This window comes from Enterobacter sp. MG-EB028, from assembly GCF_056673305.1.
The window spans coordinates 2,449,615-2,475,364 of the sequence record NZ_CP195079.1 but is presented as its reverse complement, the minus strand read 5'-3'; the positions used below and the strand labels follow the sequence as shown (position 1 = coordinate 2,475,364).

Genomic DNA, 25,750 nt, shown 5'->3' with positions numbered 1-25,750 from the left:
ATCGTCACCACACGATAATTTTTCACTGTTCACGGAGTAATACATGGTTAACCTCTTCAGGGGATTCGTCTTCCTGTGGCTGTCCTGCATCGGCATTGCCCATGCGGCAGACACCGGCTGGCTGGTCTCCCCACAAAACGATCACGCCCGCATCCGCTTTCAGGCGGAGAGGGAACAAACGCACGTAAAAGGCCTGCTCACCGTTGAGCTAAAGCCCGGCTGGAAAACCTACTGGCGATCGCCGGGCGAGGGTGGCGTCGCGCCAAAAATCAGCTGGCCGGAAGGCGTAACGGACAGCTGGTCCTGGCCGGTTCCATCGCGCTTCGATATCTCCGGCATGACGACGCAGGGGTATCACGATAAGGTCACGATTCCGATCGTTCTCGACGGGGTGAAGAGCGACGCGCTCAATGGAACGCTCACGCTCTCCACCTGCAGCAACGTCTGCCTGCTGACGGACTACCCGCTGCATCTCGATTTTACCCAGCCGGTGGATGAGGGCTTCCGTAGCGAGTTCGAGCAAGCGATGCGCACTGTTCCGGGCACGTCTGGCGTATCCGCAGATCTTTCCGCCTGGCTCTCTGGCGACAAGCTGGTGATTACCGGCACCACGGACGGGAAGTGGGTCAATCCGGGGATCTACTTTGACCCGCTGGAGGGTGACATTCTGCCCGGCGAGCCGGTCATTAAACACGACGGCAACACGCTTCGGGTAACGGTACCCGTGACCGACGAATGGGGCGATAAACCCGCCTCGCTGGAAGGCAAGAGGCTGTCGTTTGTGCTGACTAATGGCGGTAACGCGCAGCAGACCACCATGACCGTTGGGGCAACTCCCGCAGAGCCTTCCACTCCAGGCGGAACGGGTAAAATGGTGCTTTTTGCCCTGCTGGGCGGGCTGATCCTCAACCTGATGCCCTGCGTGCTGCCGGTCATGGGCATGAAGCTTAACAGCATCCTGCAGGCAGGATCGGACAGGCGCGCCATCAGGCTGCGCTTTCTGGCCACCAGCGCCGGGATCCTTACCTCCTTTATGCTGCTGGCCGCGATGGTGACCGCGCTGAAGCTGGCCGGGGCATCGCTGGGGTGGGGCATTCAGTTCCAGAACCCGTGGTTTATCGGCCTGATGGTCGCCGTCACCTTCCTGTTTGCGCTGAACCTGTTTGGGGCGTTTGAAATGCTGCTGCCTTCCTCTGCGGCAGGACGGCTGGCGACGGCAGGGGGAGCGGGGATCGGCGGCAGCTTCTGCGAAGGGATGTTCGCTACGCTGCTGGCGACGCCGTGCTCCGCACCGTTTCTCGGTACGGCGGTTGCCTTTGCCCTTGGCGCGCCGCTGCACTCCCTGTGGCTCATCTTTCTGATGCTCGGCGTGGGCATGAGCCTGCCGTGGCTGTTTGTCGCCCTGGTGCCGAAAACGGCCATGCTGCTGCCAAAACCCGGCCGCTGGATGAACACGCTCAAAACGATCCTGGGCCTGATGATGCTGGCCTCCAGCCTCTGGCTGGTCACGCTGCTGAGCCTGCATCTGGGCGAGGCGGTCAGCCAGATCGTGATGCTGGTGCTGATCGCTATCGCGCTGGCACTGTTCGTGAAGAAGGGGCAAACCTCTTCGCCGTTGTTCTGGGTCGTGGTTATCGCGCTGTCGGTGCTCGGCGGGTATCAGCTGCGGGGGTTGCTTAACTCACCGTCTGACGCCATGGCGCGGAATGACGCTCAGACTATCCCGTGGCAGCCGCTCAGCGAGGAGGCCATCCAGCAGGCGCTGGCGCAGGGGAAACGGGTGTTTGTGGATATCTCCGCGGACTGGTGCGTGACCTGCAAAGTTAACGAGCATCGGGTACTGACCCAGCCGGACGTTATTGCCGCGCTGAGCCAGCCGGACGTGGTGGCCCTGCGCGGAGACTGGAGCCAGCCGTCCGCGCTAATCGCGGAGTTTCTGGCGAAGCGAAACCGCTACGCCATTCCCTTTAATGAGGTGTATGGCCCCGGCACGCCTGAGGGGGAGATCTTCTCGCCGCTGCTGGATAAGCGCACCCTGGTCACCACCCTGAACAACGCAAAAGGCTAACTGTGTCATGAAAAAATTCCTTATAACGCTTCTGCTCCTGCTGGCCCCGCTTCAGGTGTTCGCTGCCCAGCCGCTGACGCCGGACCAGGAGCAGCGCGCGCAGAAAATGATCGCTGATTTCCTGTTTAACGATCCGAACTCACCGCGTATCGGCGCGAAAAATCCAAAGCTCACCCTTGTGGTGTTTACCGACTACAACTGCCCGTACTGTAAGAAATTCGATCCGTACCTGGAGAAGATCGTCGAAAAACACCCGGATGTTGCGGTGGTCTTTAAGTTTTTACCTTTCCGCTCGGAAAGTTCATTGACCGCCGCACGTGACGCGTTAACCGTCTGGCGCGCGCATCCCGAGCAGTTTATGAAATTTAACCATACCCTGATGGCAAAAAAGGGATACCACGATGACGCCAGCATTCAGGAGGCGCAAAAACGGGCCGGGGTGAGCGTCACCGCGCCGGATGATGAGAGTATGGTGTCGATCAAACGCAGCCTGATCGTCGCAGAAAAAATGGGAATTCAGGGCACGCCCGCCACGCTTATCGGCGAAGGGCTGCTGCCCGGCTGGGTTCCGTTTGAACAGTTCGACGAAATGGTCAGTGACGCTCTGAAAAACCGCTAACCTGAAGGGGGCGGAATGCCCCCGACAAACCGGAGAGGGAAATGAAAAAATTATTGTTACTTTCGGCGCTGGTGACCTCAGGGCTGACCCAGGCCGCTGATACCATACCGGATGTGGTGAAGCAGTTCAGCGAACAGCAGCAGATTAAAATCATTAAAAAACTTGATGCTCCCGGCGGCGCACCGGCCTGGCTGGGGCAATATCAGGACATGGGCGTGACGATCTTTTTAACGCCGGACGGCAAGCACGTCATTTCGGGCTATCTGTACGATGACAAAGGAAAAAACCTCAGCGAGGGCTATTTCCAGAAAGAGATCTATGCTCCGATGGGACGCGAGATGTGGAAGAACCTGAACGCGGCGCATCCCCTGAAGGAAGGAGCGGATAACGCCCCGCGTAAGGTCTTCGTCTTCGCCGATCCGTTCTGCCCGTACTGCAAGCAGTTCTGGGCCGAAGCGCAGCCGTGGGTGAAGGCGGGCAAGGTTCAGCTCAACACGCTGCTGGTGGCGTTTCTCAACCCTAACAGCGGGCGCAATGCCTCTGCGATCCTGAATGCGAAAGATCCGGTCTCCGCCTGGCGTGAATACGAGCTTTCCGGTGGGAAAAAATTGCCCAGGCCAGAAGGGGACGCTTCCCGCGAAACGGTAGCAATCCTGCAGAAGCACCAGACGCTGATGGACAGCCTGGGCGCTAACGCCACGCCGGCCATTTACTATCTGAATGCAGACAATGAGCTACAGCAGGTGGTCGGAATGCCGGACGCGCAGCAGCTTGAGGCGATGTTCGGGCCGAAGCCGTAAAAAAATCAGGCAGAAACGCCCCGTTTCTGCCTGATGGTTACTTAGCTTCCCCAGCGCCCTTTCAGGTAGTTCACCGCCTGCTGTGTCTGCGGCTGGTTCAGGTAATCTTCCCGGAACAGGATGGTGCCGTTGACGTTGGGCAGCGAATCGTTGAGATCGAGCTGCTTTTTCAGCTCCGGCACGCCGCCCTGAACCGTCCAGTCCGGCTCATTTTTCGAGGGCTCGCCCACCTTGTAGAACGCAATGCCGATATACAGGCGCGTGTGGGTCGGCTTCACCACGTCGGCCCACCATTTGGTCAGGACGTCGTAGCGCGCGGCGTCCCGGGAGAAGGGCCAGTAAATCTGCGGCGCGATGTAGTCGAGCAAGCCCTGTTGAACCCACTGACGCGTATCTGCGTAGGATTCATCATAAGCCGCGGCGCCGCGGGTGTCCGAGCCTGCCGGGTCAAAGGAGCGGTTACGCCACACGCCCGCCGGGCTGACGCCAAACTCAACGTCGGGCTTTGTCTGTTTAATCGCGCGGGACACCTGCACGATCAGCTGCTGCGTGTTGTGTCTTCGCCAGTCGGCCTTTGAGGCAAATCCCTGACCGTACTGTCGCCAGGTCTGCGCGTCGTTGAGCGCGGATCCCGGCGATTCAGCATAGAAATAATCATCAAACTGCACGCCGTCTACCGGGTAGTTCGCCACCACTTCGGTCACCACTTTGGTTATCCAGTCGCGCACTTCGGGAATGCCTGGGTCGAGAACAAAACGATCGCCGGAGACGCGCACCCATTCCGGATGCTGCACATAGACGCTGGACGGGGAGAGAGATGAGGTTCGGTTCAGCGCGGCGATGGTTGACGGCTTCGTGTTGGTCGACACGCGGTATGGGTTAAACCAGGCATGGACCTTCATGCCGCGCTTGTGCGCTTCATCCAGCATAAACTGCAGCGGATCGTATCCCGGGTACTCGCCGATGTTGCCCGTCAGCATATCCGACCACGGTAAAATTTTTGATGACCAGAGCGCGGTGCTGTCCGGCTTCACCTGGAAAAATACCGTGTTAATCCCGAGGTGCTTAAGATTGTCGAGCTTGCTGGTGAGCGCCTGCTTTTGCATGGCGATGCGCTGGTCGTCGCTGCGGCCATTCACCGAGGCCACCGGCGGCCAGTCGAGACGCGAGACGGTCGCCAGCCAGATCCCGCGCATCGGCGCGTTGGCCTGCGGTGTCGGTTTGCTCGCGGTGGGGAGAGGGGTAACTAGTGATTTGGGTGGTTTTGAGGAGCAGCTTACAAGTAAAAGTGCGCAGGCAGCCAGCGCACCGATCCGTTTTACGTGTCGCGTCATTTGCGTATTAGCTCTTGATAATCCGACTGTTAGCCCAGGGATTAAAGGTGGGCACCGCCTGTTCTGCACTTTCCTCGTCGTTGAGGGAGTCCAGATACAGGGCTTCAACTTCCGCCCGCGCCCATGGGGTGCGGCGCAGAAATTTCAGGCTCGATTTAATGCTGGGGTCCTTTCTGAAACAGTTAATTTTGATGCGGTCACCCAACTCGCTCCAGCCATATTTCGCCACAAGGGCGTTGACCATCATCTCCAGCGTTACGCCATGTAAAGGATCTTTGGAAATGTGTGCAGTCATAGGCGTCGAAGGTCTCAGTTTTAGTGGGGGTGGGTTTACCGGTGAAAGGGTACAAGAAAGCAGGGGAAGCGGCAATTTTAGCGTGAGATTCTTCACCCCAGAGGGGTGAAGAAAAGAGAAATGTCCGTTTACTTTTTGTCTTTAAACAGCTCCGGCGCCCACGGACGCGGATCCACCTCCATAAACGGTGCGCGCTCGAAGCGGTCCTTCAGCGCCCACGGCACCGTGCAGTCGAAGATGGTCTTGCAGGAGATGCCGTTTCCGCGAATCGAGGTGCTGTACTCCGGCGACTGGGACGGATCCAGCTGGTGGCCGCGGATCCCCGGAATATTGGTAATGCTGACATCGCCCTGCATACGGGTGGTCATCGCCCACAGGATGTCGTCGCTGTCGAAAATATCCACGTCTTCGTCGACAAGGATAATATTCTTCAATTCCGAATAGGTGGCTAAGGCGATAAGCGCCGCCTGGCCCTGACGTCCTTCGTCTGACGGCTGGCGTTTTTTTACCTGCAGTATGCCGAGGAACTTGCCGCCGCCTGCGGTGTGCGCATAGACGTTTTGCAGGAAGCCTGGAATCGCCTCCTCAACGGCATTGCGGATGCTGGCCTCCGTCGGCAAACCGGCCAGCGTGGTATGTTCTTCTCCCGGTCCCACCAGCGTTTGCAGGATCGCGTGGTTTCGCATGGTCACCGCTTTCACTTTGATCACGGGCAGGGAGGGGTTCGCCTCGCCGCAGTAGCCCGGGAACTCCGGCATCGCGTGGCCGGTGTTGGTGTGCTGATCTTCTCTTACGCGCACGCCCGGGAGCAGTTCACCCTCGATGATAATCTCCGCCCGCGCTATCGCTTTCTCTTTTACCGCCACGCCCTGTACCAACTCGACCGGCTGCTGGCGCAGCGCCCCGGCGACGCCCAGCTCGTTGTAGCCAAACGGGGTGGTAGGGGCCTCAAAGCACGCGCCGATATAGATGGCCGGGTCGAGCCCCATGTTGATGGTCACCGGCAGCGGTTTTCCGGCCTCTTCCGCCTTTTTGCGGAAGACTTCGATATGGCGGCCGGCGGCAAGGAACATAGAAAGCTCGTCGCGTTCCTGGACGCAGAGGCGGTGAATGGTGACATCCGTCAGCGAGCTATCTTCAGGATCGCTTGCCAGCACCAGCCCCAGGCAGAAGAACGGGCCTGCATCAATCGGCGTATTGGTCGGTGCCGGAAGGAGCTTACGCAGGTCGAAGTCAGGATCGTCAGCGTAGAAAACCTGCTCCTGACACGGCGCCTGCGAGGCGGGGACGACAACGGGGGCGACCGGCTTTTTCACCGCCTGGCCGACGCGTTTTGCCAGCTCAGAGGGCTCGCAGCCCAAGAGCAGCGCCGCGCGCTCGCGGCTGGCGTGCATGCCCACCAGAATGCGGGAGCCCGGATAGCCCTTCACGCTGTTGAACATCATGGCCGGGCCAATGCGCGTCGGACGTTTTACCGTACCGCCCGCGCCGATATGACGGTACACACCCGCCAGCTCCGCGTTGGGATCGACCGGATAATCGGTTTCAAGATAGTGCCCTTCGTGGCGCTGAAGCAGGGCGATGGCGCTGCGGAGATCGTTGATCGGGTTTTCCATATTTTCCTCCCTCGTTTGAATACCTCCATTTTTATGGCAATGACCAATAGCATCAATTGCATCATTACTATTAAATTGATAAGGGAATTCATATCAAAATAAGGAGGCGTTCCGTGCAGTTTCGTCAGATGCGCCATTTCATCGTCGTTGCCGAAGAGCTCCACATGCACCGGGCTGCCGAGCGTCTGAACATGGCGCAGCCGGCGTTAAGCCAGCAGATAAAGGCGCTGGAAGAACGTTTAGGCGTTACGCTCTTTAGCCGGGCGAACCGCCGCTTAACCCTGACGCCTGCGGGCGAAGCGTTTCTGGTGAAAGCCAGGCTCGCCATCTCCCTGACCGAGCAGGCGGTTCTGGACGCCAGACAAACGGCACGAGGTGAGCAGGGGGTGTTAAACCTGGGGTGCGTATCGAGCGCGATGTTTGACGGCAGGTTGCCCACTGCGCTGCGCCAGATGCACACGCGCTGGCCGGCCATTACCATGTCGCTGGTGACGGGAAACGTGCAGACGCTCTACTCTGCTGTGCAGAGTAACCAGCTGGATGTGGCCATTATCCGGGCACCGCTGCCGTCGCTGCCTGACGATCTGCAAAGCCGCCCGTTCGCGTCAGAGAAAACGGTCCTGGCGCTTTATCGTCAGCATCCGCTGGCGGGATCGTCCGCGCTGACGCTTTCGTCGGTGAAAGATGAAAAATGGATCTCCCTGCGCGACCCGGAGGGAATGGGGCTGGAACAGTATTTTTTTGACGCCTGTAGCGGCGCGGGCTTTCAGCCGGACGTGGTACAAAACGCGACTGACGTGCCCACGGTGATAAGCCTTGTCTCGGCCGGATTTGGCCTGGCGCTGTTGCCAGCGTCGGTAAAGGCGGTGAGCGTCGAGAATGTGGTTTACGTGGACATCCTGGACCGGCTCCGGGAAAGCGAGCTGACGCTGGTTTGCCACCGGATTATTCGCTCAGAAGTGCTTAAAAAGTTTCTGGTTACCCTCGATCACACCTGACGCCCGGCCGCCTCCAGCAGCTGCTCGCGCAGCCAGACGCTCGCCGGATCCCGGCTGTTTTTCGGGTGCCAGTACATGTAAATGGTAATCGGCTGGAGCGGCAGCGGCGGGGGAAAAATATCCAGCGTGCTGGCGAACTGTCGCAGCATCCGTTCCGGTAAGGTGCAAACGAGATCGGTACCGGCGACAAGCGCAGGCGCCATGGCGTAGCTCTGGGTGGACATCGCGACGTGCCGCTGATGGCCCAGCCCGGCCAGGGTTTGATCGACAAAGCCGGTAAACGGATCCCCGGCCGACGACACTACCAGATGGGAAAGCGCGCAGTAGCTTTCCAGGTCTAACGCACCGGTCCCGCGCGGATGGCCTTTGCGCTGGGCGGTGGCAAACGCGTCGTCGAGCAGTTTACGCCTCACCCAGCCGTCATGGGCACCCGCGCTCACGCCGATATAGATATCGACATCACCGTTTTCCAGCTGCTGCGGCAGGGCAGCCATCTCCGGCAGGGCGAAGCGCAGGCGGATGCCGGGAGCATCGGCCACCACCTGATTAAGCAACCCGGTGCCCAGCATCAGCGCCGGGTTTTCATGCAGCGCGATGACAAAGGTCCGGGTGCTGGTCTTCGCATCAAACGCGGCGGGGGCAAACATCGCGCTAATACCGCGCAAAACGCTCTCTACCTGCGGCTTCAGCGCTTCCGCTCTCGGCGTGGGTAACACCCCGCGTCCATGCGGAGAAGGAATAAATAGCGGTTCGCCAAAGAGCGCGCGCAGACGCGCCAGGCGAGCGGACAGCGCGGGCTGGCTGATGCCCAGCCGCGCGGCCGCGTGGGTGATGTTCCTGTCCTGAAGCAGAGCGTCCAGCGTCAGGAGCAGGTCTATGTCCATCTCAGAAACGGGCGCCATCTTATTTCGCGCTGCTGGCGTCCCGGTTGGTATAGGTGACAGGTACCCAGGCATAGCCGCCTTTCTCTCCTTTCGTCACATACCCGATGCCCGGGAAAGGCAGATGGGGTGCGGCAACCAGGTCTCTGTTTTTCACAAACTCTGCGAACGCATGCTCGCGCACGCGGGCTGCGCCGTCCTGATCCTGATCGTAGGCGATAGTAACCTCAGGCTGCGGGAACTGGACCGCCGCAACGTGAATAACGTCACCGATGAAGGTGATCTTCTCGCCTTTACTTTCAAGCGTGTAGAAGGCCGAACCCGGCGTGTGTCCAGGGTGAACCGTGCCGGTAAGCCCCGGAAGAATCTCAGAGGTTCCGCTAAACGGCACCACTTTGCCGGCGTCAAGATAGGGCTTTAAGGTTTTCTGCGCGACGTCAAAGTAGTTCTGGTCGTAGCCGGTTTTTTTCTGATTGTCTTCGTTAAAGAAAAAGTCGACGTCCGGTTTACCGACGTAAACGCGCGCGTTACTGAACACCACCTTGCCATCTTTCACCAGGCCGCCCGCATGGTCGGAATGGGCGTGGGTCAGCAGGACTTCAGTGATGTCCTCGGGTTTGATTCCCTGAGTGGCGAGGCTCTCAATCAGACGTCCGCCGTTACCGGGGCCAAAGAGCTGGCCGGAGCCGGTATCGACCAGAATTTTGTGTCCGGGCATCGCAATCAGAAAGGCATTGATGGACACTTCCGCCGGGTTGGTCTGGAAATTTTTCGCGAGCAGTGCGTCAGTTTTTTGCTCTGTGGTCCGGCGCAGCAGCTTGTGCAGATCCTGCGCGACGGTCCCGTCGGTAAACGAGGTCACCACAACGTCGCCGACCTGCACGCTGTAACCGCCTGCCGATTGTTTAACGACGTGCTGCGGCGTCTCCGCCGAGGCCTGCAGCGCAGGGTAAAAAAGCATTGAACTTGAAATCAGCGTGGAAAGAGCAAGTTTTTTCACGGTAAGCATACGAGTCTCCTTTGAAAGTGCTCATCTTACTGCTCCGTAAAAGTATAAGAACCTGCCCGGAAATGATAGGACCTATAAACGAGATAAATAGCTCAGCGCAAAAGCCGGGTGACAGTAAAGCCTTTCCCGGCTCGTAAAACGTTATTTTTTCAGCGATGCGTTCCAGCCGTCCGGCGTGGCTTTCGACCAGGAGCCATAAGCGGCATTAGGCAGCACAATCCAGTCATTACCGAAGTGTTCCACGCTGGCCTCAACCAGCTCGCGCTGCTGCTCGCTCGGCTTTTTGTTTTTAAACTGCACGGCGAAATCCGGCAGGCTGTCGCCAAACAGCATCACGATCTGCTGCTTTTTGAGGATGCTCTGGCGACGCTCTTCCTTGCTGACCGTATCCAGAAGCACGCTTTCATCGGACACCTGCGGAAGTCCCAGGGCTGTTAACGTTCTGAGCGTATCGGCTTTATTTTCCTGCATGCGGTCCGAGACGTAATAGATACGGACCTTGCTTTGATTAACGTGGTCAAGAAATGCCTTCGCTCCCGGAATTAAGCCGGGTTTTCCCTGCTTCTCCCAGTCGCTCCAGGTATCCCATTTTGTATAGTCGTGACACTGCTCCATGTCGCGCACCAGCAGGGGGGTGTTATCCAGTACCGTTTCATCCAGGTCCATCACTACGGCGTAATTTTCAGGCGTTTTCAGATCCTTTAACTTCTCGTTAAAACGCTCGGTGGCAAACCGATACGTCTGCAGCTGAAGGGCCATAATCTCTGCCGATTTCTGCTGATAGCGCAGCGCCATTTCGTACGCTTTGGGTTCACACAACTCGCGCCCGGCAGCCGTCGCCGCTGCCGCTGCACTCATAACAGGTAATACCAGCAGTAATGCCTTAGCCATTGAATTCACACTTCTTTCCTCAACACCGTGGTTAAAATCCCGAAAGCGTAATGAAGTTCAATGACAGAAATATGAAGGCTGCATCGCTACACCAGCATGTAATACCAGAACAGGGCGACTTCGTCTTTTTCCGGCAAGGCGTTGTAGAGATAACGATCGTATCCGCCCAGGGTAAACCCGTAGTGACGGTAAAACAGACAGGCAGAGACGTTCACATTTTGTGTTTCAAGCCGTAATCCCGGCGCGTTTACGCTCCGGGCCCAGACGTGCGCGGCGGCCATCAGCTTTTGAGCGGCGCCGGTTCGGCGTTTCGTGCGCTCCACGGCGATGTAATCCACTGAGATAAATTTATTCCAGCCGATCGACGCGGTAATAAATCCGGCTATTTCACCGTCATCCGTTTCAGCAACAAGAAAGATGGCATCCGGATTAACGCAGTGGTTTTCAAGGGTTTGGATGTCGAGCTCGTAGGTTTTTATCCAGGGCTCGGCAACGGCTTCAATATGCAAATCACCGTGGATAAAAGGCTCTCTGGCGATGCGGCTAATGGTGAAAGAAAAGTCACAGCATTCAAGGCGTGGGAGATCGGTATTTAATCCTTTTCGAATCTGCATAGTATTCCCGGTAGTGAGTTATTTCATAAAGGATAGACGAAGCGGTTAAATCCGCTGAGCTAACGGACTTTTAATCCTGAACTAAGCTTGTACTTCGTTCCGCGTAAAATGTGGGTCATTCGAGGACAATGAATGGAATTCAGGACATTTCAAAAGCAGTGGGGTGCTGAGTTTATTTCCGATGACGTTGTACGTTTTCGCGTCTGGGCAGAAGGACAGAAAGAACTTACGCTACGTCTGGCCGCCACCGACGTGCCGATGACGGCGGTGGGGCACGGCTGGTTCCAGGCAGACGTTCATGGCGTCACGCACGGTACAGAGTATCAGTTTGTCCTGCAGGACGGCATGGCGGTACCCGACCCGGCATCGCGCGCGCAAAAGGGCGATGTTAACGGCCCCTCCGTCGTTATCGATCCCCGACGCTATCAGCCGGTTAACCGGGACTGGGCAGGGCGGCCGTGGGAAGAGACGGTTATCTACGAGCTTCACATCGGCACCTTTACCCCGGAGGGCACCTTCCGGGCGGCCATCGACAAGCTGCCTTATCTTGCAGAGCTGGGTATCACCCAGCTTGAAGTTATGCCCGTCTCCCAGTTTGGCGGATCCCGCGGCTGGGGCTACGACGGCGTGCTGCTGTATGCCCCGCACTCTGCCTACGGCACGCCGGAGGATTTCCACGCGTTTATCGACGCCGCGCACGGGCTGGGGCTTTCCGTGGTGCTGGATATCGTGCTCAACCACTTCGGCCCGGAGGGGAACTATCTGCCCCTGCTGTCGCCCGCGTTTTTCGATGCGAATCGGATGACGCCGTGGGGCAACGGCATCGCTTACGAGCGCGAGCCGGTGAGGCAGTACATTACCGATGCGCCGCTCTACTGGCTGACGGAATACCGTCTGGACGGCCTGCGCTTTGATGCCATCGACCAGATTAAAGACAGCGCGGAGACGCACATTCTTGAGGAGATTGCCGCGAAGATCCGCGAGGCGCTCCCGCACCGTTACGTTCACCTGGCCACGGAAGACAGCCGCAACGTGATTTTCCTGCATCCGCGCGATGAACAGGGCAACACGCCGCTGTTCACCGCCGAGTGGAATGATGACTTCCACAACGCTGCCCACGTGTTTGCTACCGGCGAAACGCACGCCTACTACCAGGATTTTGCCTTTGAGCCGGAGAAAAAGTTCGCTCGTGCGCTGGCGGAAGGGTTTGTCTACCAGGGTGAGATTTCGCTGCAAACCGGTGAATCTCGCGGGGTGGAGTGCAGCACGCAGCCGCCGCAGTTCTTCGTCGATTTTATTCAGAACCACGATCAGACCGGGAATCGCGCCCAGGGCGAGCGGCTTATCACCCTCGCGGGGGCCGATAAGACGCGGGTGCTGCTTGCCGCGCTGCTGCTTTCTCCCCATATCCCGCTGCTGTTTATGGGCGAAGAGTTCGGTGAAACGCACCCGTTCCTGTTCTTCACCGATTTTCACGGCGAACTGGCAAAAGCGGTGCGTGAAGGGCGCGCGAAAGAGTTCACCGGCCACGCCGGGCACGATGAAACCGTCCCGGATCCGAACGACGTGAACACCTTCGTTCGATCAAAGCTCGACTGGCATAAGATTGCCACCGACGAAGGTAAAACGTGGCTGCGCTTCACGCGCCACCTGCTGACGCTGCGCCATCGCCATATCGTTCCGCTTCTGCGTCATGGCGGCACCGTTCAGGGCAAGGTAATCAAGACCGTGCCCGGCATGGTGGTGGTGAGCTGGCACTTCCCGTCCGGGACGCTCTATCTGGCGCTTAATATCGGCAGTAAGCCTGTCGCTCTGCCTGTGCTTTCAGGGGAGACGCGCTTTGCCTGGCCGGAGGTAACGGACGTTTTGCCGCCGAACAGTATTGTCGTTCGCTTTGCTGATGGAGACGCATCGTTATGATCCCTTCCGCCACGTACCGTATCCAGTTCCGCAACGGCATGACGTTTGACCGCGCTGTCGAACTGGTGCCGTATCTGAAAGACCTCGGCATCAGCCACCTCTACGCCTCGCCCGTATTTACCGCCACAACGGGTTCCACTCACGGCTATGACGTGACCAACCCGAATGAAATTGACCCCGCGATCGGTGGTCGGGAAGGCTTTGACCGCATGGCCGCGGCGCTCAGGCAGGCCGGCATGGGGCTGATTCTTGATATTGTCCCAAACCATATGTCCACCTCGCTGGAGAACGCCTGGTGGCGGGACGTGATTGAATACGGCCAGCAGAGCCGCTATTTCCGCTATTTCGATATCGACGCGTCGCGACCGCTTACGCTGCCGTTTCTCGGCGACACCTTTGAGGCGGAGCTGGGGAAGGGGGCTATCACGCTAAAACGTGACACTGTCACTAACAAAGCTTCTCTGGTCTATTACGACACCGCGTACCCGCTCAACCCGGGCACCTACAGCGAGGAGAAAAGCATTGCCGAACTGCACGACGCGCAAAGCTGGCGGCTGATGTCCTGGCGGGAAGCGCCGAAGCAGCTCTCGTGGCGGCGCTTCTTCGAGATCACCGGTCTGGTGGGCGTTCGGGTTGAAGACGAGGCGGTCTTCGACGATACGCACCGGCTGATCCTTGAGCTGGTTCACGCGGGCGTCGTAGACGGCCTGCGCATTGACCATATTGACGGCCTGGCCGATCCGCTGGGTTATCTGCAGCGCCTGCGGCAGAAAACCGGACCCGACTGTTACATTACGGTCGAGAAAATTCTCGCGAAGGGAGAGCAGCTGCCCACCGACTGGCCGGTTTCCGGTACCACCGGGTACGAGTTTATCGCCTCGCTGGCGGAGGTGCTGGTCGATGACGATAACCTGTCGCGTCTGGAGACCATCCACGACGAGACGCTGGGAATGACGGTCGATCGCCATGCGGAACTGCGCGATGCCAAGGGCCTGATGACCGATCGTAATTTTGAGGGCGAGTTCACCACGCTGCTAAACCTTGCTGACGATCTGGCCCGCCGTAATGAGGTTGCGCTGCCGCGCGAGGAAATCCGTCACGCGCTGCGCGAGCTGCTTATTGCGTTTCCGGTGTACCGCACCTATGGCACCCGGGAGGGGTTAACCCCGCCGGACGTGGCGCTGCTTAGCCGCGTGGTCGCCGGCGTAAATACGTCCGAGGCGGCCCTGAGTCTGATTGTGTGCATTCTTACCGGCGACCTGCCGGAAGATTGCCGCGAGTCCGCCGCGCTTTTCAGAACATGCTTCCAGCAGCTGACCGGGCCGCTGATGGCGAAGTCGGTGGAAGACACGCTGTTTTTCCGCCTTAACCTTGAGCTTGCGCTCAATGAAGTGGGCGCTGACCCGACGCCGCGCGCGTTTTCACTATCCCGCTTTCACCAGGAGATGCGCATTCGTCTGGCCCGTCAGCCGGACGCGCTGCTGGGCACCTCCACGCACGATACCAAGCGCGGAGAAGACGCCCGGGCGCGTCTCTACACCCTGACGGAGGCGCCGGAACGCTGGGGAGAAAATCTCGCCCGCTGGCGGCAGATTAACCAGACCCGGGTGCGTTTTCTTAATGACGGCACCGCGCCGAACGCCGCAGATACCTGGATGATCTACCAGGCGCTGGCGGGCGTCTGGCCTGCCACGCTGTCACCGGACGACGCTGAAGGGCTTGCATCACTGGAGACGCGCTTCCTAGGCTTCCTTGAGAAAGCGCTTCGCGAGGCGAAGCAGCGCACCGACTGGATCGACAGCAACGAGAGCTACGAGAGTGTGGTGTTGAGCTACGCGCGGCACCTGTTGTCCCCGGATAACAGCCTGTTCCTGCACGATTTCAGCGAGGCGATGCAGCCCTTTATCCGCGCCGGGCTGATGAACAGCCTCAGCCAGACGCTGATCAAGCTGACAGCTCCCGGCGTGCCGGATATCTATCAGGGCAGCGAGGCGCTCAACTTTAGCCTCGTCGACCCGGATAACCGACGGGAGCCGGACTTCCCGGCCCTGGTGCAAAACCTCAGCGCGGCGGATGCCACGGTGTTTGACAACCCGGCCTGCTGGCGTGACGGGCGCGTTAAACAGTTCGTTACCGCCACGCTGTTACGACTTCGACCGCATTACGACGCGCTTTTCCGCTACGGCGACTGGCTGCCGCTCAAGGTTTCCGGCGAGCGGGAGGAAAACCTGATTGTCTATGCACGGGTTAAGGACGACGAGGCGCTGATCGTTGCCGTGCCGCGTCTGGTTTTTGGCGTCAACGATAATCATCAGCTGTGGGTCAATACCACGGTAGCGATACCCGACGAACTGGCCGGGAAGCGCTATCGGGATCTGTTCAGCGGTGAAAGCCGCATTCTGCAAGAGACGCTGGATTTAACGTCAGAAAAGGGATGTGTACTGGTTCTGCTTACCTGCGAATAATCGTGGAGAACGAAAATGGCAAAGGATACTACGTTTGAAATTCGGGCCGGTCATGGCCAACAGCTGGGGGCGAATTATGACGGGAAGGGCGTTAACTTCGCGCTGTTCTCCGCGCACGCTGAGCGGGTGGAGCTCTGTCTGTTTGACCCGTCCGGGAAAACGGAAATCGCCCGGCTGGAGCTGCCGGAATATACCCATGAGGTCTGGCACGGCTATGTGCCCGATCTGAAGCCCGGCGCGCTGTATGGCTATCGCGTCTACGGACCTTACGACCCTGAAAACGGTCACCGTTTTAACCCGCATAAGCTGCTTATCGACCCGTATGCCCGTGAACTGGTGGGCGATATCGACTGGAACGACGCCCATTTCGGCTATGAGCTGGGGCATGACGAGTTAGATTTAAGCTTTGATACGCGGGACAGCGCGCCGTTCACGCCGAAATGCAAGGTTATCGACCCGAACGCTTTCGACTGGCAGGATAACAACCGGCCAAACGTGCCCTGGCCGCATACCGTTGTCTATGAGAGCCACGTCAAGGGCTTTACCCAGATGAACCCGGCCATCCCGCCCGAGCTGCGCGGAACGTTTGAGGGGATGGGACATAAAGCCTCGGTCGACTACATCAAAAGCCTGGGCATTACCTCGGTGGAGCTGCTGCCGGTTCATTGGTTCCCGGACGACCAGCATCTCCTCGACCGTGGCCTGAAAAACTTCTGGGGCTATAACACGCTCGGCTTTTTTGCCCCGGCGTCGCGCTACTACGGCCCGGCGGGTATCCAGGGCTTTCGCGACATGGTGCGCGCCTATCATGACGCGGGCATTGAGGTGATTCTTGACGTGGTCTATAACCACACGGCGGAAGGTAACGAGCTGGGGCCTACGCTCTCGTTTAAGGGGATCGATAACTACAGCTATTACCGAACCCTGCCGGACCAGCACCGGTACTACATCAACGACACCGGGACGGGAAATACGGTCAACACCTCGCACCCGCGCGTGTTACAGATGGTGATGGACTCCCTGCGCTACTGGGCGGAATCGATGCATATTGACGGTTTTCGTTTCGATCTGGGGACGATACTGGGCCGCGAGCCCGAAGGGTTTGACCCGCGCGGCGGTTTCTTCGACGCCATGACTCAGGATCCGGTGTTATCGAGACTCAAGCTGATTGGCGAACCCTGGGATATTGGCCCCGGCGGGTATCAGGTCGGCGGTTTCCCGCCGGGCTGGGGGGAGTGGAATGATAAGTATCGTGATACCGTTCGCGAGTACTGGAAGGGGGATAACGTCTCCACCGACTTTGCCGCGCGTCTGCTGGGCTCCGGGGATCTGTACGATCTGCGCGGGCGTCGTCCGTGGGCCAGCGTCAACTTCATCACCGCTCACGACGGCTTTACGCTGAATGATCTGGTGTCGTACGACGAAAAGCATAACGCCGATAACGGAGAGGACAATAACGACGGGCATAACGATAACCGCTCGTACAACTATGGGGAAGAAGGACCGACGGAGAACCCGGATATTATTGCTACCCGCGAACGGCAGAAGCGCAATTTCCTGACCACGCTGCTGTTCTCCCACGGCACGCCGATGCTGCTGGCGGGGGACGAGTTTGGCCGCACGCAGAAGGGCAACAACAACGGCTACTGCCAGGACAGCGAGATCTCGTGGATTGACTGGAAGGGGCTCTCCGAAAACGACGCTGCGCTGCGCGAGTTTACCCGTCGTCTCATTGCCCTTCGCGCGCAACAGCCGCTGCTGCGCCGTGAAAGCTGGCGCGACGGGCTGGAGATCCGCTGGTTTAATGCCGGGGGCGGTCCGCAGCAGGCCGAGCAGTGGGATGAAGGTTCGACGCTCGGGGTCTCCATCAGCAGGCCGGATCTCAGGCAGGAGGACGGCATCTGGCACGACGTGCTGATGCTGTTTAACCCGTTCGAAGGCACCGTGCCGTTCCAGATCCCGCAGTTTGGCGAAGGGGGATGGGTTCTTGAACTGTCTACGGCGGATGACGCTGCCGCCGGAACAGCGATCACCGACACCGTAGAGTACGAGCTGGCCGGACGCAGCATTACCCTTTTCAGACGTCCGTAGTTCAGAGCGATGCCGCCGCGCGGGCGGCGGTGTCATACAGGGAGGAGATCGCGCGTAACAGCTGCGCGGTTTCGCCGATCGCTTTCCCGGAAATGCCGCTCTCCGCGTGGATGGCAATTAGACACGCTTCCCGCACGTCCCGATACTTCATGCACAACGCTTTCCCTTCCTCCGTGGTGGAGAAAAAGAGCTCTTTACCCGCTTTCTCACTCGTCACGTAGCCCGCTTTGACCAGCTTCTTCAGGGCATAGGTCACCACGTGGGTATCTTCCACGTTAAGCACGAAACAGATGTCGGCCAGCTTTTTCTTGCGGTCGCGGTGGTTCACGTGATGCAGCAGCGAAACGTCAAAGGCGCCCATATCCGGTTCGCCGGCTGCGGTCATGCAGCGCACCATCCATTTGTTGAACGCGTTGCCGGTCATGATCAGCGCGTACTCCAGCTCTGACAGTTCTGCGCAGCGCTCGGAAACCAGATGGCGGGAAGAGACGATCCGGCCATCGTTGATATCGTCGCGATCGGGTGAAGCACTCTTTTTCGAGGTCATAACGTTCCTTAGCCAGAAATGTAAACTCGTCGATAAAATAAGAACATTTTATTGATAATTTGTTTACATGTTTTTGAGGTTCAGATATAGCTTTTTAGCGCAGGTTTTGTGAAGCCTGACGTAAAACACAACATCGCTCGCCGCAAATTAAAAAAATAGCCGTCGGCGCGCAACGCTCACTTTCGATAGGGTAAACGTTATGGACGGTACTACGCTGCTGCCGCTGATCGGGATACCGATCGTGGTTATTGGTTTTGCACTGCGCTTCAACCCGCTGCTGGTAGTCGTGGTGGCGGGGCTGGCGACGGGCCTGCTGGTCGGGATGGATTTCGGGATGCTGCTGGAGACCTTCGGCGAGAAGTTCGTCAACAGCCGATCGCTGGCGACCTTCATCCTGATCCTGCCGGTGATTGGTCTGCTGGAATACTACGGGCTTAAAGAGCGCGCCCAGGCCTGGGTCGCGAAGATCGCCAGCGCCACCTCGGCGCGTATCCTGATGCTCTACTTCGTGGCGCGTGAAGGCACCGCCGCGCTGGGGCTGATGTCGCTGGGCGGTCATGCCCAGACGGTGCGTCCGCTGCTGGCGCCGATGGCCGAAGGGGCGGCGCTAAACGAATATGGCGAGCTGCCGCAGCACATTCGCGACAAGATCAAGGCCCATGCCGCGGCGTGCGACAACATTGCGGTCTTCTTTGGAGAAGACATCTTTATCGCCTTTGGTGCGGTGCTGCTGATCGACGCGTTCCTGAAAGAGAACGGTATTCAGGGCATCGAACCGCTGCATATCGGCCTGTGGGCTATCCCAACCGCCATTGCGGCATTGATTATTCATATGACGCGCCTGCTGCGCCTGGATGCCAGCATTCGTCGCGACGTCATGGCCTGGCGTGCAGAGCAGGGTAACCAGGAGGTGGCGCAATGATGACGCTTATCACCATTAACCGCGTGTACTACCTGATCGGCTTCGTCGTGATGCTGCTGGTCGTGATGACCCTGCGCGATCGCGCCAATCCGAAGCGTTTTACCACCGCGCTGTTCTGGTTTTTATTCGGCGGGATCTTCCTGTTCGGTGACCTGATGGTGCAGGAGCTGGGGAAATCGCTGGCGTACCGGATCGTTGGCGGGTGCGTCATCGCTATCGCGCTGCTGGCGGGTTTTGGCCTGGTCGGGAAAGGGCACTACAAAATGGCCTCCGAGGAGGAACGCATTGCCTCGTCAAAGCGCCTTAAAAACTGGCTGTTCCTGCCCGCGCTGATGATCCCGGTGGTAACGGTTATCGGGACGCTGTTCCTGAAAGGGGTGTCGGTTGGCGGCGTGTTCCTGCTCGATCAGAAACAGCTCACCCTGGCGGCGCTGTGCGTGGCCTGCGTCGCGGCGATCCTCACCGGCTGGTGGCTGACCAAAGGCACGCCGCTGCATGCCATTCGCCAGTCTCGTCGTCTTGTCGATACCATCGGCTGGGCGGTGATCCTGCCGCAGATGCTGGCGATGCTCGGCGGTGTGTTCGTCGCGGCCAATACCGGGGATTCGGTGCAGAAGGTGGTGAGCCTGTTCGTGAACCCGGACAGTCGCTTCATGCTGGTGGTGATTTATTGCGTAGGGATGGCGCTGTTTACCATGATCATGGGTAACGCCTTTGCGGCTTTCCCGGTATTAAGTGCCGGTATTGCCTTACCGTTCCTGATCAACGTGCATCACGGCAACCCGGCGCCGCTGCTGGCGATTGGCATGTACGCGGGCTACTGCGGCACGCTGATGACGCCGATGGCTGCGAACTTCAATATCGTTCCCGCCGCGCTGCTGGAGCTGAAAGACAAATATCAGGTGATCAAGATCCAGATCCCGACCGCGTTAACCCTGTTGGTGGTGAACGTGTTCCTCATGTATTTCCTCGTGTTTCGCTAAGGAGCTGTTATGGAATTGACGCAACATCAGGCTGACGCGTTTGCCCGCATGCCTTTAACCTATTTGCGCCAGGAATACCCGAACCACATCATGCACCTGCTGAATGATGATGGTGACGTTCTGCCGCCGCGCGAGCTGCACCCGGTTTTCTACGGCTGTTTCGACTGGCACTCGGCGGTGCACGGCTACTGGCTGCTGCTGCGCTGCGTGCGCCTCTATCCGGAGCTGCCGAGCCGGGACGCAATCGTCGCGCTTTTCGACGAACACCTGACGGAAAAGAACGTGGCGAAAGAGCTGGCCTATTTCACCGCGCCGTTCCGCGCCTCGTTTGAGCGCCCGTATGGCTACGGCTGGCTGCTGGCACTGGCTCAGGAGCTGAAACAGTCGTCGCTGCCGCAGGCCGCAGGCTGGTATCAAACGCTTGAGCCGCTAACGCAGGATATTCGCCACAGGCTGGTGGATTACCTCAGCAAGCTCACCTATCCAATCCGCGTCGGGACGCATTACAACACGGCGTTTGCCCTCGCGCTGGCGCTCGATTACGCGCGAGGCGTGGAGGATAGCGCGCTTGAGCAGGCGATTGTCACGGCGGCGGAGCGGTTTTATCGCGCCGACACGCGCTATCCGGCCCACTACGAACCCGGCGGGGATGAGTACATTTCCGGCGCGCTGACGGAAGCGCTGCTGATGAGCAAGGTGTTAGAAGACTTCCCGGCCTGGTTTGACGCGTTTCTGCCGGATGTCGGCTCCGTTGCGGCGCTGATGAACCCGGCGGAGGTGAGCGACCGTACCGATCCGAAAATCGCCCATCTCGACGGATTAAACCTCAGCCGCGCGTGGTGTATGAAGCATATTGCTAAAGCGCTTCCCGCAAACCATCCGGCGCAGCAGGCGCTGCGTGATGCCGTGGCGAAACACCTGACGGCAAGCGTCGAGCACGTGGTGGGCAGCCACTACAGCGGCGGGCACTGGCTGGCGAGCTTTGCGCTGCTGGCGCTGGAGTAAACGAGCGAGTCGTCTTTTTTGCCGGGTGACGCTGCGCTTACCCGGCCTGCATTGTGCAAGCGTAGCGCCGCCGGGCGAATCAGGCTGATGCCCGAACCGCAGGGCGCAGCCGACTCACGCTAAACAACACCGACCCCATCGAGGCGATGACGGCGATCCACAGCGCAAAATGCACGGCCCGGTCATGGTCTGATTCGGTCGTAGCAAGCAGCACGCCCACCGCGGCGGCGCCGAGGCACTGGCCAAATGTCCTCACAATCGACAACACGCCGGAGGCATAGCTGGCATATTCCCGCGCCACGTTAGCGAGCATTTCCCGGTTATTGGGGCTCTGAAAGCAGCCGAACCCAATCCCGCACACCAGACTGCGCAGGCAGATATTCCATGCGGAAGGGCTATCCGGCAACGTCGCCAGCAGAACCAGCCCACCGACAAAAATCATCAGCCCGACAGTCGAGATCAGCGGCGCGGAAACGGTATCCGCCCAGCGCCCCGCGTGCGGCGCGATCAGCACGATGCCAACCGGCCACGGGGTGAACAGCAGCGCCGAAACCACCGGGCTGTAGCCATACACGCTCTGAAACAGGAACGGCAGCGCGACAAAGGTAATGCCCTGGCTGACAAACGAGGCCAGCGAGGTCAGGGCTGCAAGCGTAAAGCACCCATTTTTGAAAATAACGGGCGGCAGTATGGGACTTTGCGCGCGCCGAATACGCCAGATAAAGGCGAGGGCGCTGGCCAGCGTGAGGAGCCCCCAGCCTGTGGCCGCCGGGTTGATACTTTGCGTTATGTGCTGAAGGCTGTCGGCCAGCATGATTGCAGAACCTAACAGCACGGCGGAGAGCACGGCGCCCGGCGTATCAAAGGGGGACCGATCAACGTCCGGCTGGCGCGGTAACGCCCGCCACGCCAGCAGCAGGGCAACGCTGCCCGGGATGATGTTAATGGCGAACAGCCACTGCCAGCTCAGCGCGTCCAGTATGGTTCCGCCCAGGACAGGGGCAATCGCCGTGCTGGAGGCGATAAGCAGGGCGTGCAGCCCCAGAATTCGGCCAAGCAGTCGACCCGGAAATACGGATCGCAGGATCGCCGGGGCGATACTCAGGGTGGCCGCCCCGCCGATGCCCTGCAGAATACGCATGCCGATCAACATGTCGGGCGTCTTCGCCAGCGCGCAGCCGAGCGAGGTGAGCGTAAAGGTGGCAAGCCCGGCAAGAAACACCGGGCGATAGCCCACTCGCGCCGCCAGCGCCGCGAAGATGGCCAGCGTCATGGCCGCTGACAGCAGATAGCCGTTGGCAAACCAAACCGCAACGTTCGCGGGCACCTGCATTGCCTTTGCCATGGAGGGCAGCGCGATGTTGATCATGGTGCCGTCAAAGACGCCCATCAGCGTGGTGGTCATGACGGCGGCCATCACCCTGGCGCGTTCATGACCGGGTAATCCTTCATCGCCGGGCAGGTTTGAAAATAGCGTCATCGTCGTTACTCCGGATAAGAATAGTGATGACGAAACTATAATCATGGGGTATACAGGGCGGAAGACGCAGCGTTTGCACTTTATCGTTGCATAGAACGCCTTATCTGAGGAGCCATCGTGTCCGATCCTGACTTTAACCTTCTGGTTGCGCTCGACGTTCTGCTGGCCGAGGCCAGCGTGGCGGGCGCGGCGCGACGTTTGAACCTGAGCACCTCCGCCATGAGCCGTACCCTAAGCAGGCTGCGGGAGGTGACCGGCGATGCTATTCTGGTGAGGGCCGGGCGTCATATGGTGCTGACCCCCTGGGCTGAAGCCACGCGGGACCGCGCCCGAAGCGCCGTGCATGAGGCGAGAGCGGTGCTGCAGCCCTCCACCGACACGCTGAAGGTGGAAAGTCTCGAGCGGCTGTTCACCATCCGGGCCAACGACGGTTTTGTGGTGGCGTTTGGGCCACTGCTCATAGCCGCCGTGGCGAGCGTTGCGCCCGGAGTGTGCATCCGCTTCGCTCCCAAACCAGAGAAAACGTCGCGCTATTTGCGGGAGGGGCTTGTCGACCTGGAGATCGGCGTGCAGAACAATATGGGGCCAGAAATACGCCTGCAGCGGCTTTTTCAGGATCGGTTTGTTGGCGCGGTGCGCAAGGGGCATCCGCTGTCGTCACAGCCTGATGTCAGCCTCGACGATTATGTCGCGTGGGGCCATGTGGTGGCGTCGCCTGATGGGGCATTACACGGGTCTGTTGACGATGCGCTGGCGGAACGGGGGATGAAACGAAAGATCGCCAGTGTGGTGCCTGGATTCCCGACGGCGTTATCCGTGGCGCTGGCCTCCGATCTTATTGCCATGGTGCCGGCGCTGTACCTGCTCAATCAGGCGATGACCGAGCGCGTGCACGTCTTTGAACTGCCCTTTAAGACCCGCACCATTACGGTGTCACAGATGTGGCATCCTCGCATGGAGCGGGACCCGGCGCATCGCTGGCTCAGGGAAAAGGTCCTTGAGGTGTGCCGCGCTGTTTGCTGACACTCAGAACACTTTTCCGGGCACGGTGAGGATGAAGCGCGTCGACACCGCATCCGATTCCACGCGGACTTTGCCGTGGTGCGCCGTGACGATGGATTTCACGATGGCAAGCCCAATTCCGCTGCCTTCACCTTTGCGCTGTCTGGACGGATCGACGCGATAAAAACGGTCAAACAGCTTTGGCAGATGCGTCTGCGGGATCGGCGTGCCGGGGTTTTCTGTCACCAGCTCAACGTCGTTATCCCGTTTTCTGATGGAGACCGTTACCGTTTTCCCTTCCGGCGTATAGCGCAGGGCGTTGGAGAGCAGATTATTGATTGCTCTTCTGAACATCTGCGGATCGCCTTCTATCAGGCAGGGCATCCCGTTAAATTTCAGTGAGATGTGGCGTTCTTCCGCCCAGGCTTCGAAGAAATCGAACACTTTCATGACCTCGGCGCTTAAATCAAACATCACCCGGTCTGGGATCAGCTGGTTATTATCCGCCTGCGCCAGAAAAAGCATATCGCTGACCATGCGGGTCATCCGGTTGTACTCTTCCAGGCTGGAGTAGAGGACATCTTCCAGCTCTTTCTGGGAGCGGTTCTGGCTCAACGCAATTTCCGTTTGCGTCACCAGGTTGGTGATGGGGGTTCTGATTTCGTGGGCGATATCGGCGGAAAAATTCGCCTGCCGGGTAAAGACATCTTCAATTTTCCCAATCATATGGTTGAAGGAGATCACCAGCTGTTCCAGCTCAACGGGCACGCGGGACGGCTCCAGCCGCGCATCCAGATTTTCGGAGGTGATATTTTTAATGGCGGTGCTGACGTTACGCAGGGGCAAGTGTCCCTGGCGCACCGCGATACGAATAACCAGCACAATCAGCAGGCTGATCGCTGCGGCTATGGCAAAAAGATTCTTCTTCAGCGCCTCAAGGTAGTGGAGATGAAAATTTATCGAGAGCCCGATCAGCATGACGTAGTTCTGGGTTTTGCCCTGCAGCGTCGCCGTGCCTGAAGAGGCGATAATCCGGTAGGTTTGCATCTTCATGTCGGACCCGGCGTGCAGGGGGGCGGCAGGGTCTTCAACCGTCCAGAGAAACACATCCTGTGCACGACGGTGTGCGCTGAAGTTCGCCGTATTCATCGCCGGGCGCAGTGCCGCCCCTTGCGCCGAGCTGAAGAGGGTATTGCCCTGCGGATCCAGAAGCAGGACGGCCACGTTGCGGTAGCTGGCGACCGACTCTTTGAGCTTGCTGATTTTCTTTTGGTCGGGATCGGCCGGAGACTGGAGGATGCGATGCATCGCGCTGCTGATCTGCTGTAAGTCGCTGATGTCCTGCTCGGCAAAATGTTTTTCAACGGAATGGAGCATAAACCAGGTAAAGGCGAAAAAGGCCAGTATGGTGGAGAGGCTGATAAAAAAGGTCAGCCGCAGCGCAAGAGAGAACGGGCGTCGGAGGGGCTTAACGCGCATCCGGCACCTCCAGCATATAGCCCACGCCGCGCACCGTCTGGATCAGCTTCGGTTCAAAATCGTTATCGATCTTTGCGCGCAGCCGCTTTACTGCCACGTCAATTGCGTTTGTGTCGCTGTCAAAATTCATGTCCCATACCTGGGAGGCAATCAGGGAGCGGGGAAGTACCTCTCCCTGATGACGCAGGAAAAACTCCAGCAGGCTGAACTCTTTGCTGGTGAGCAGGATGCGATTGCCCGCCCGGCTGACCTTTCGCGATACGAGGTCAACCGTCAGGTCAGCCGCATGGAGCTGGCTTTCCGCGATCACCTTATTCCCGCGTCTTAACAGCGTCCTTACCCTGGCGAGCAGCTCAGCGAAGGCGAACGGCTTAATGAGATAATCATCCGCGCCCAGCTCAAGCCCTTTAACCCGGTGCTCAATCGTTCCGAGAGCCGTGAGTAACAGGATGGGCATCCCTTTACCGGCCGAGCGAAGCATGCGGACAATATCCCAGCCGTTCACATCGGGCAGCATGATATCCAGAATCAGCAGATCGTATTCAGCGGTCATGGCGAGGTGGTAGCCGTTCAGGCCGTTATCCGCGTGGTCCACGACAAACCCCGCTTCCGTCAGCCCCTTGCTGAGGTACTCACCGGTTTTCATTTCATCTTCGACGATCAGTATTTTCATCGTGCTCCCCCTGGCTGGCTGCTGGAGACATTCTAGTGAGCCTGCGACCGTTAACAAT

General features: G+C 58.9%; 22 protein-coding genes. 11 read left to right on the top strand and 11 right to left on the bottom strand.

Annotated elements, in window-relative coordinates; genetic code table 11:
* Positions 1-43: 43 nt before the first annotated feature.
* Genes ACR42C_RS11770 through dsbG form a run of 3 tightly spaced genes read left to right on the top strand, consistent with a single transcriptional unit; the run spans position 44 to position 3,487 of the window.
* Positions 44-2,068 (top strand): protein-disulfide reductase DsbD family protein, encoded by a 2,025-nt coding sequence (locus ACR42C_RS11770; RefSeq protein WP_479984122.1) that lies wholly within the window; start codon positions 44-46, stop codon positions 2,066-2,068.
* Positions 2,069-2,075: 7 nt separating this feature from the next.
* The gene (locus ACR42C_RS11765; protein ID WP_192982242.1) at positions 2,076-2,687 is read left to right on the top strand and encodes a DsbA family protein; all 612 of its coding nucleotides are present in this window, start codon (positions 2,076-2,078) and stop codon (positions 2,685-2,687) included.
* A 41-nt stretch (positions 2,688-2,728) separates the two neighbouring features.
* Positions 2,729-3,487 carry a thiol:disulfide interchange protein DsbG gene (gene dsbG / locus ACR42C_RS11760; protein WP_479984121.1) on the top strand — a complete coding sequence of 253 codons (759 nt, stop codon included), beginning with the start codon at positions 2,729-2,731 and terminating at the stop codon, positions 3,485-3,487.
* Between the two features lie 41 nt (positions 3,488-3,528).
* Here the strand turns inward: dsbG and ACR42C_RS11755 are convergent, their stop codons facing one another.
* From ACR42C_RS11755 to ACR42C_RS11745, 3 genes are all read right to left on the bottom strand, one after another.
* Positions 3,529-4,821: a glycoside hydrolase family 10-like protein gene (locus ACR42C_RS11755; RefSeq protein ID WP_192982247.1), complete on the bottom strand. Its 1,293-nt coding sequence runs from the start codon at positions 4,819-4,821 to the stop codon at positions 3,529-3,531.
* A 7-nt stretch (positions 4,822-4,828) separates the two neighbouring features.
* Positions 4,829-5,116: a VF530 family protein gene (locus ACR42C_RS11750; protein WP_439206653.1), complete on the bottom strand. Its 288-nt coding sequence runs from the start codon at positions 5,114-5,116 to the stop codon at positions 4,829-4,831.
* A 128-nt stretch (positions 5,117-5,244) separates the two neighbouring features.
* Complete coding sequence (locus tag ACR42C_RS11745) at positions 5,245-6,732, bottom strand: UbiD family decarboxylase (RefSeq protein ID WP_192982253.1); 1,488 nt, start codon at positions 6,730-6,732, stop codon at positions 5,245-5,247.
* A 113-nt stretch (positions 6,733-6,845) separates the two neighbouring features.
* On the opposite strand from ACR42C_RS11745, the gene ACR42C_RS11740 reads away from it, so the two are divergent.
* Positions 6,846-7,730 (top strand): LysR substrate-binding domain-containing protein, encoded by an 885-nt coding sequence (locus ACR42C_RS11740; RefSeq protein ID WP_479984120.1) that lies wholly within the window; start codon positions 6,846-6,848, stop codon positions 7,728-7,730.
* Here the strand turns inward: ACR42C_RS11740 and ACR42C_RS11735 are convergent.
* From ACR42C_RS11735 to ACR42C_RS11720, 4 genes are all read right to left on the bottom strand, one after another.
* Positions 7,721-8,632 carry a LysR family transcriptional regulator gene (locus ACR42C_RS11735; RefSeq protein ID WP_479984119.1) on the bottom strand — a complete coding sequence of 304 codons (912 nt, stop codon included), beginning with the start codon at positions 8,630-8,632 and terminating at the stop codon, positions 7,721-7,723. The two genes, ACR42C_RS11740 and ACR42C_RS11735, sit on opposite strands and share 10 nt — an antisense overlap.
* A gap of 1 nt (position 8,633) precedes the next feature.
* Complete coding sequence (locus ACR42C_RS11730; protein WP_479984118.1) at positions 8,634-9,620, bottom strand: MBL fold metallo-hydrolase; 987 nt, start codon at positions 9,618-9,620, stop codon at positions 8,634-8,636.
* 141 nt (positions 9,621-9,761) lie between these two features.
* A complete protein-coding gene (locus ACR42C_RS11725; protein WP_479984117.1) occupies positions 9,762-10,520 on the bottom strand; it encodes a 5'-nucleotidase, lipoprotein e(P4) family in 759 nt (252 codons plus the stop codon).
* Between the two features lie 77 nt (positions 10,521-10,597).
* Positions 10,598-11,125, bottom strand: a complete 528-nt coding sequence (locus tag ACR42C_RS11720; RefSeq protein ID WP_080329141.1) for a GNAT family N-acetyltransferase — start codon at positions 11,123-11,125, stop codon at positions 10,598-10,600.
* Positions 11,126-11,257: 132 nt separating this feature from the next.
* Here ACR42C_RS11720 and treZ point away from each other — a divergent pair, with 132 nt between their 5' ends.
* Genes treZ through glgX form a run of 3 tightly spaced genes read left to right on the top strand, consistent with a single transcriptional unit; the run spans position 11,258 to position 17,601 of the window.
* Complete coding sequence (gene treZ, locus ACR42C_RS11715; RefSeq protein ID WP_479984116.1) at positions 11,258-13,045, top strand: malto-oligosyltrehalose trehalohydrolase; 1,788 nt, start codon at positions 11,258-11,260, stop codon at positions 13,043-13,045.
* Positions 13,042-15,510 carry a malto-oligosyltrehalose synthase gene (gene treY, locus ACR42C_RS11710; RefSeq protein ID WP_479984115.1) on the top strand — a complete coding sequence of 823 codons (2,469 nt, stop codon included), beginning with the start codon at positions 13,042-13,044 and terminating at the stop codon, positions 15,508-15,510. Before treZ ends, treY begins: the two co-directional genes overlap by 4 nt.
* Before the next feature lie 15 nt (positions 15,511-15,525).
* Positions 15,526-17,601: a glycogen debranching protein GlgX gene (glgX, locus tag ACR42C_RS11705; protein WP_479984114.1), complete on the top strand. Its 2,076-nt coding sequence runs from the start codon at positions 15,526-15,528 to the stop codon at positions 17,599-17,601.
* Between the two features lies 1 nt (position 17,602).
* Here the strand turns inward: glgX and ACR42C_RS11700 are convergent, their stop codons facing one another.
* On the bottom strand, positions 17,603-18,148 hold the full coding sequence (locus ACR42C_RS11700; protein ID WP_116339832.1) for a winged helix DNA-binding protein: 546 nt from the start codon (positions 18,146-18,148) through the stop codon (positions 17,603-17,605).
* 199 nt (positions 18,149-18,347) lie between these two features.
* Between ACR42C_RS11700 and ACR42C_RS11695 the strand changes: the two genes are divergently transcribed.
* From ACR42C_RS11695 to ACR42C_RS11685, 3 genes are read left to right on the top strand one after another with little or no spacing between them, the layout of a single operon-like run.
* Positions 18,348-19,070 (top strand): DUF969 domain-containing protein, encoded by a 723-nt coding sequence (locus ACR42C_RS11695; protein WP_116339834.1) that lies wholly within the window; start codon positions 18,348-18,350, stop codon positions 19,068-19,070.
* Complete coding sequence (locus tag ACR42C_RS11690; RefSeq protein ID WP_116339836.1) at positions 19,067-20,053, top strand: DUF979 domain-containing protein; 987 nt, start codon at positions 19,067-19,069, stop codon at positions 20,051-20,053. The genes ACR42C_RS11695 and ACR42C_RS11690 overlap by 4 nt, the downstream gene beginning before the upstream one ends.
* Positions 20,054-20,062: 9 nt before the next feature.
* A complete protein-coding gene (locus tag ACR42C_RS11685; protein ID WP_479984113.1) occupies positions 20,063-21,058 on the top strand; it encodes a DUF2891 domain-containing protein in 996 nt (331 codons plus the stop codon).
* 79 nt (positions 21,059-21,137) lie between these two features.
* Here the strand turns inward: ACR42C_RS11685 and ACR42C_RS11680 are convergent, their stop codons facing one another.
* Positions 21,138-22,538: an MFS transporter gene (locus tag ACR42C_RS11680; protein ID WP_479984112.1), complete on the bottom strand. Its 1,401-nt coding sequence runs from the start codon at positions 22,536-22,538 to the stop codon at positions 21,138-21,140.
* A 117-nt stretch (positions 22,539-22,655) separates the two neighbouring features.
* On the opposite strand from ACR42C_RS11680, the gene ACR42C_RS11675 reads away from it, so the two are divergent.
* Entirely contained in the window at positions 22,656-23,561 is a 906-nt protein-coding gene (locus tag ACR42C_RS11675; protein ID WP_116339841.1) for a LysR family transcriptional regulator, read from the top strand.
* A gap of 3 nt (positions 23,562-23,564) precedes the next feature.
* On the opposite strand, the gene ACR42C_RS11670 is transcribed toward ACR42C_RS11675, so the two are convergent.
* A complete protein-coding gene (locus tag ACR42C_RS11670) occupies positions 23,565-25,019 on the bottom strand; it encodes a Cu(+)/Ag(+) sensor histidine kinase (protein WP_479984111.1) in 1,455 nt (484 codons plus the stop codon).
* The gene (locus ACR42C_RS11665) at positions 25,009-25,692 is read right to left on the bottom strand and encodes a copper/silver response regulator transcription factor (protein ID WP_479984110.1); all 684 of its coding nucleotides are present in this window, start codon (positions 25,690-25,692) and stop codon (positions 25,009-25,011) included. Before ACR42C_RS11665 ends, ACR42C_RS11670 begins: the two co-directional genes overlap by 11 nt.
* Positions 25,693-25,750 lie beyond the last annotated feature (58 nt).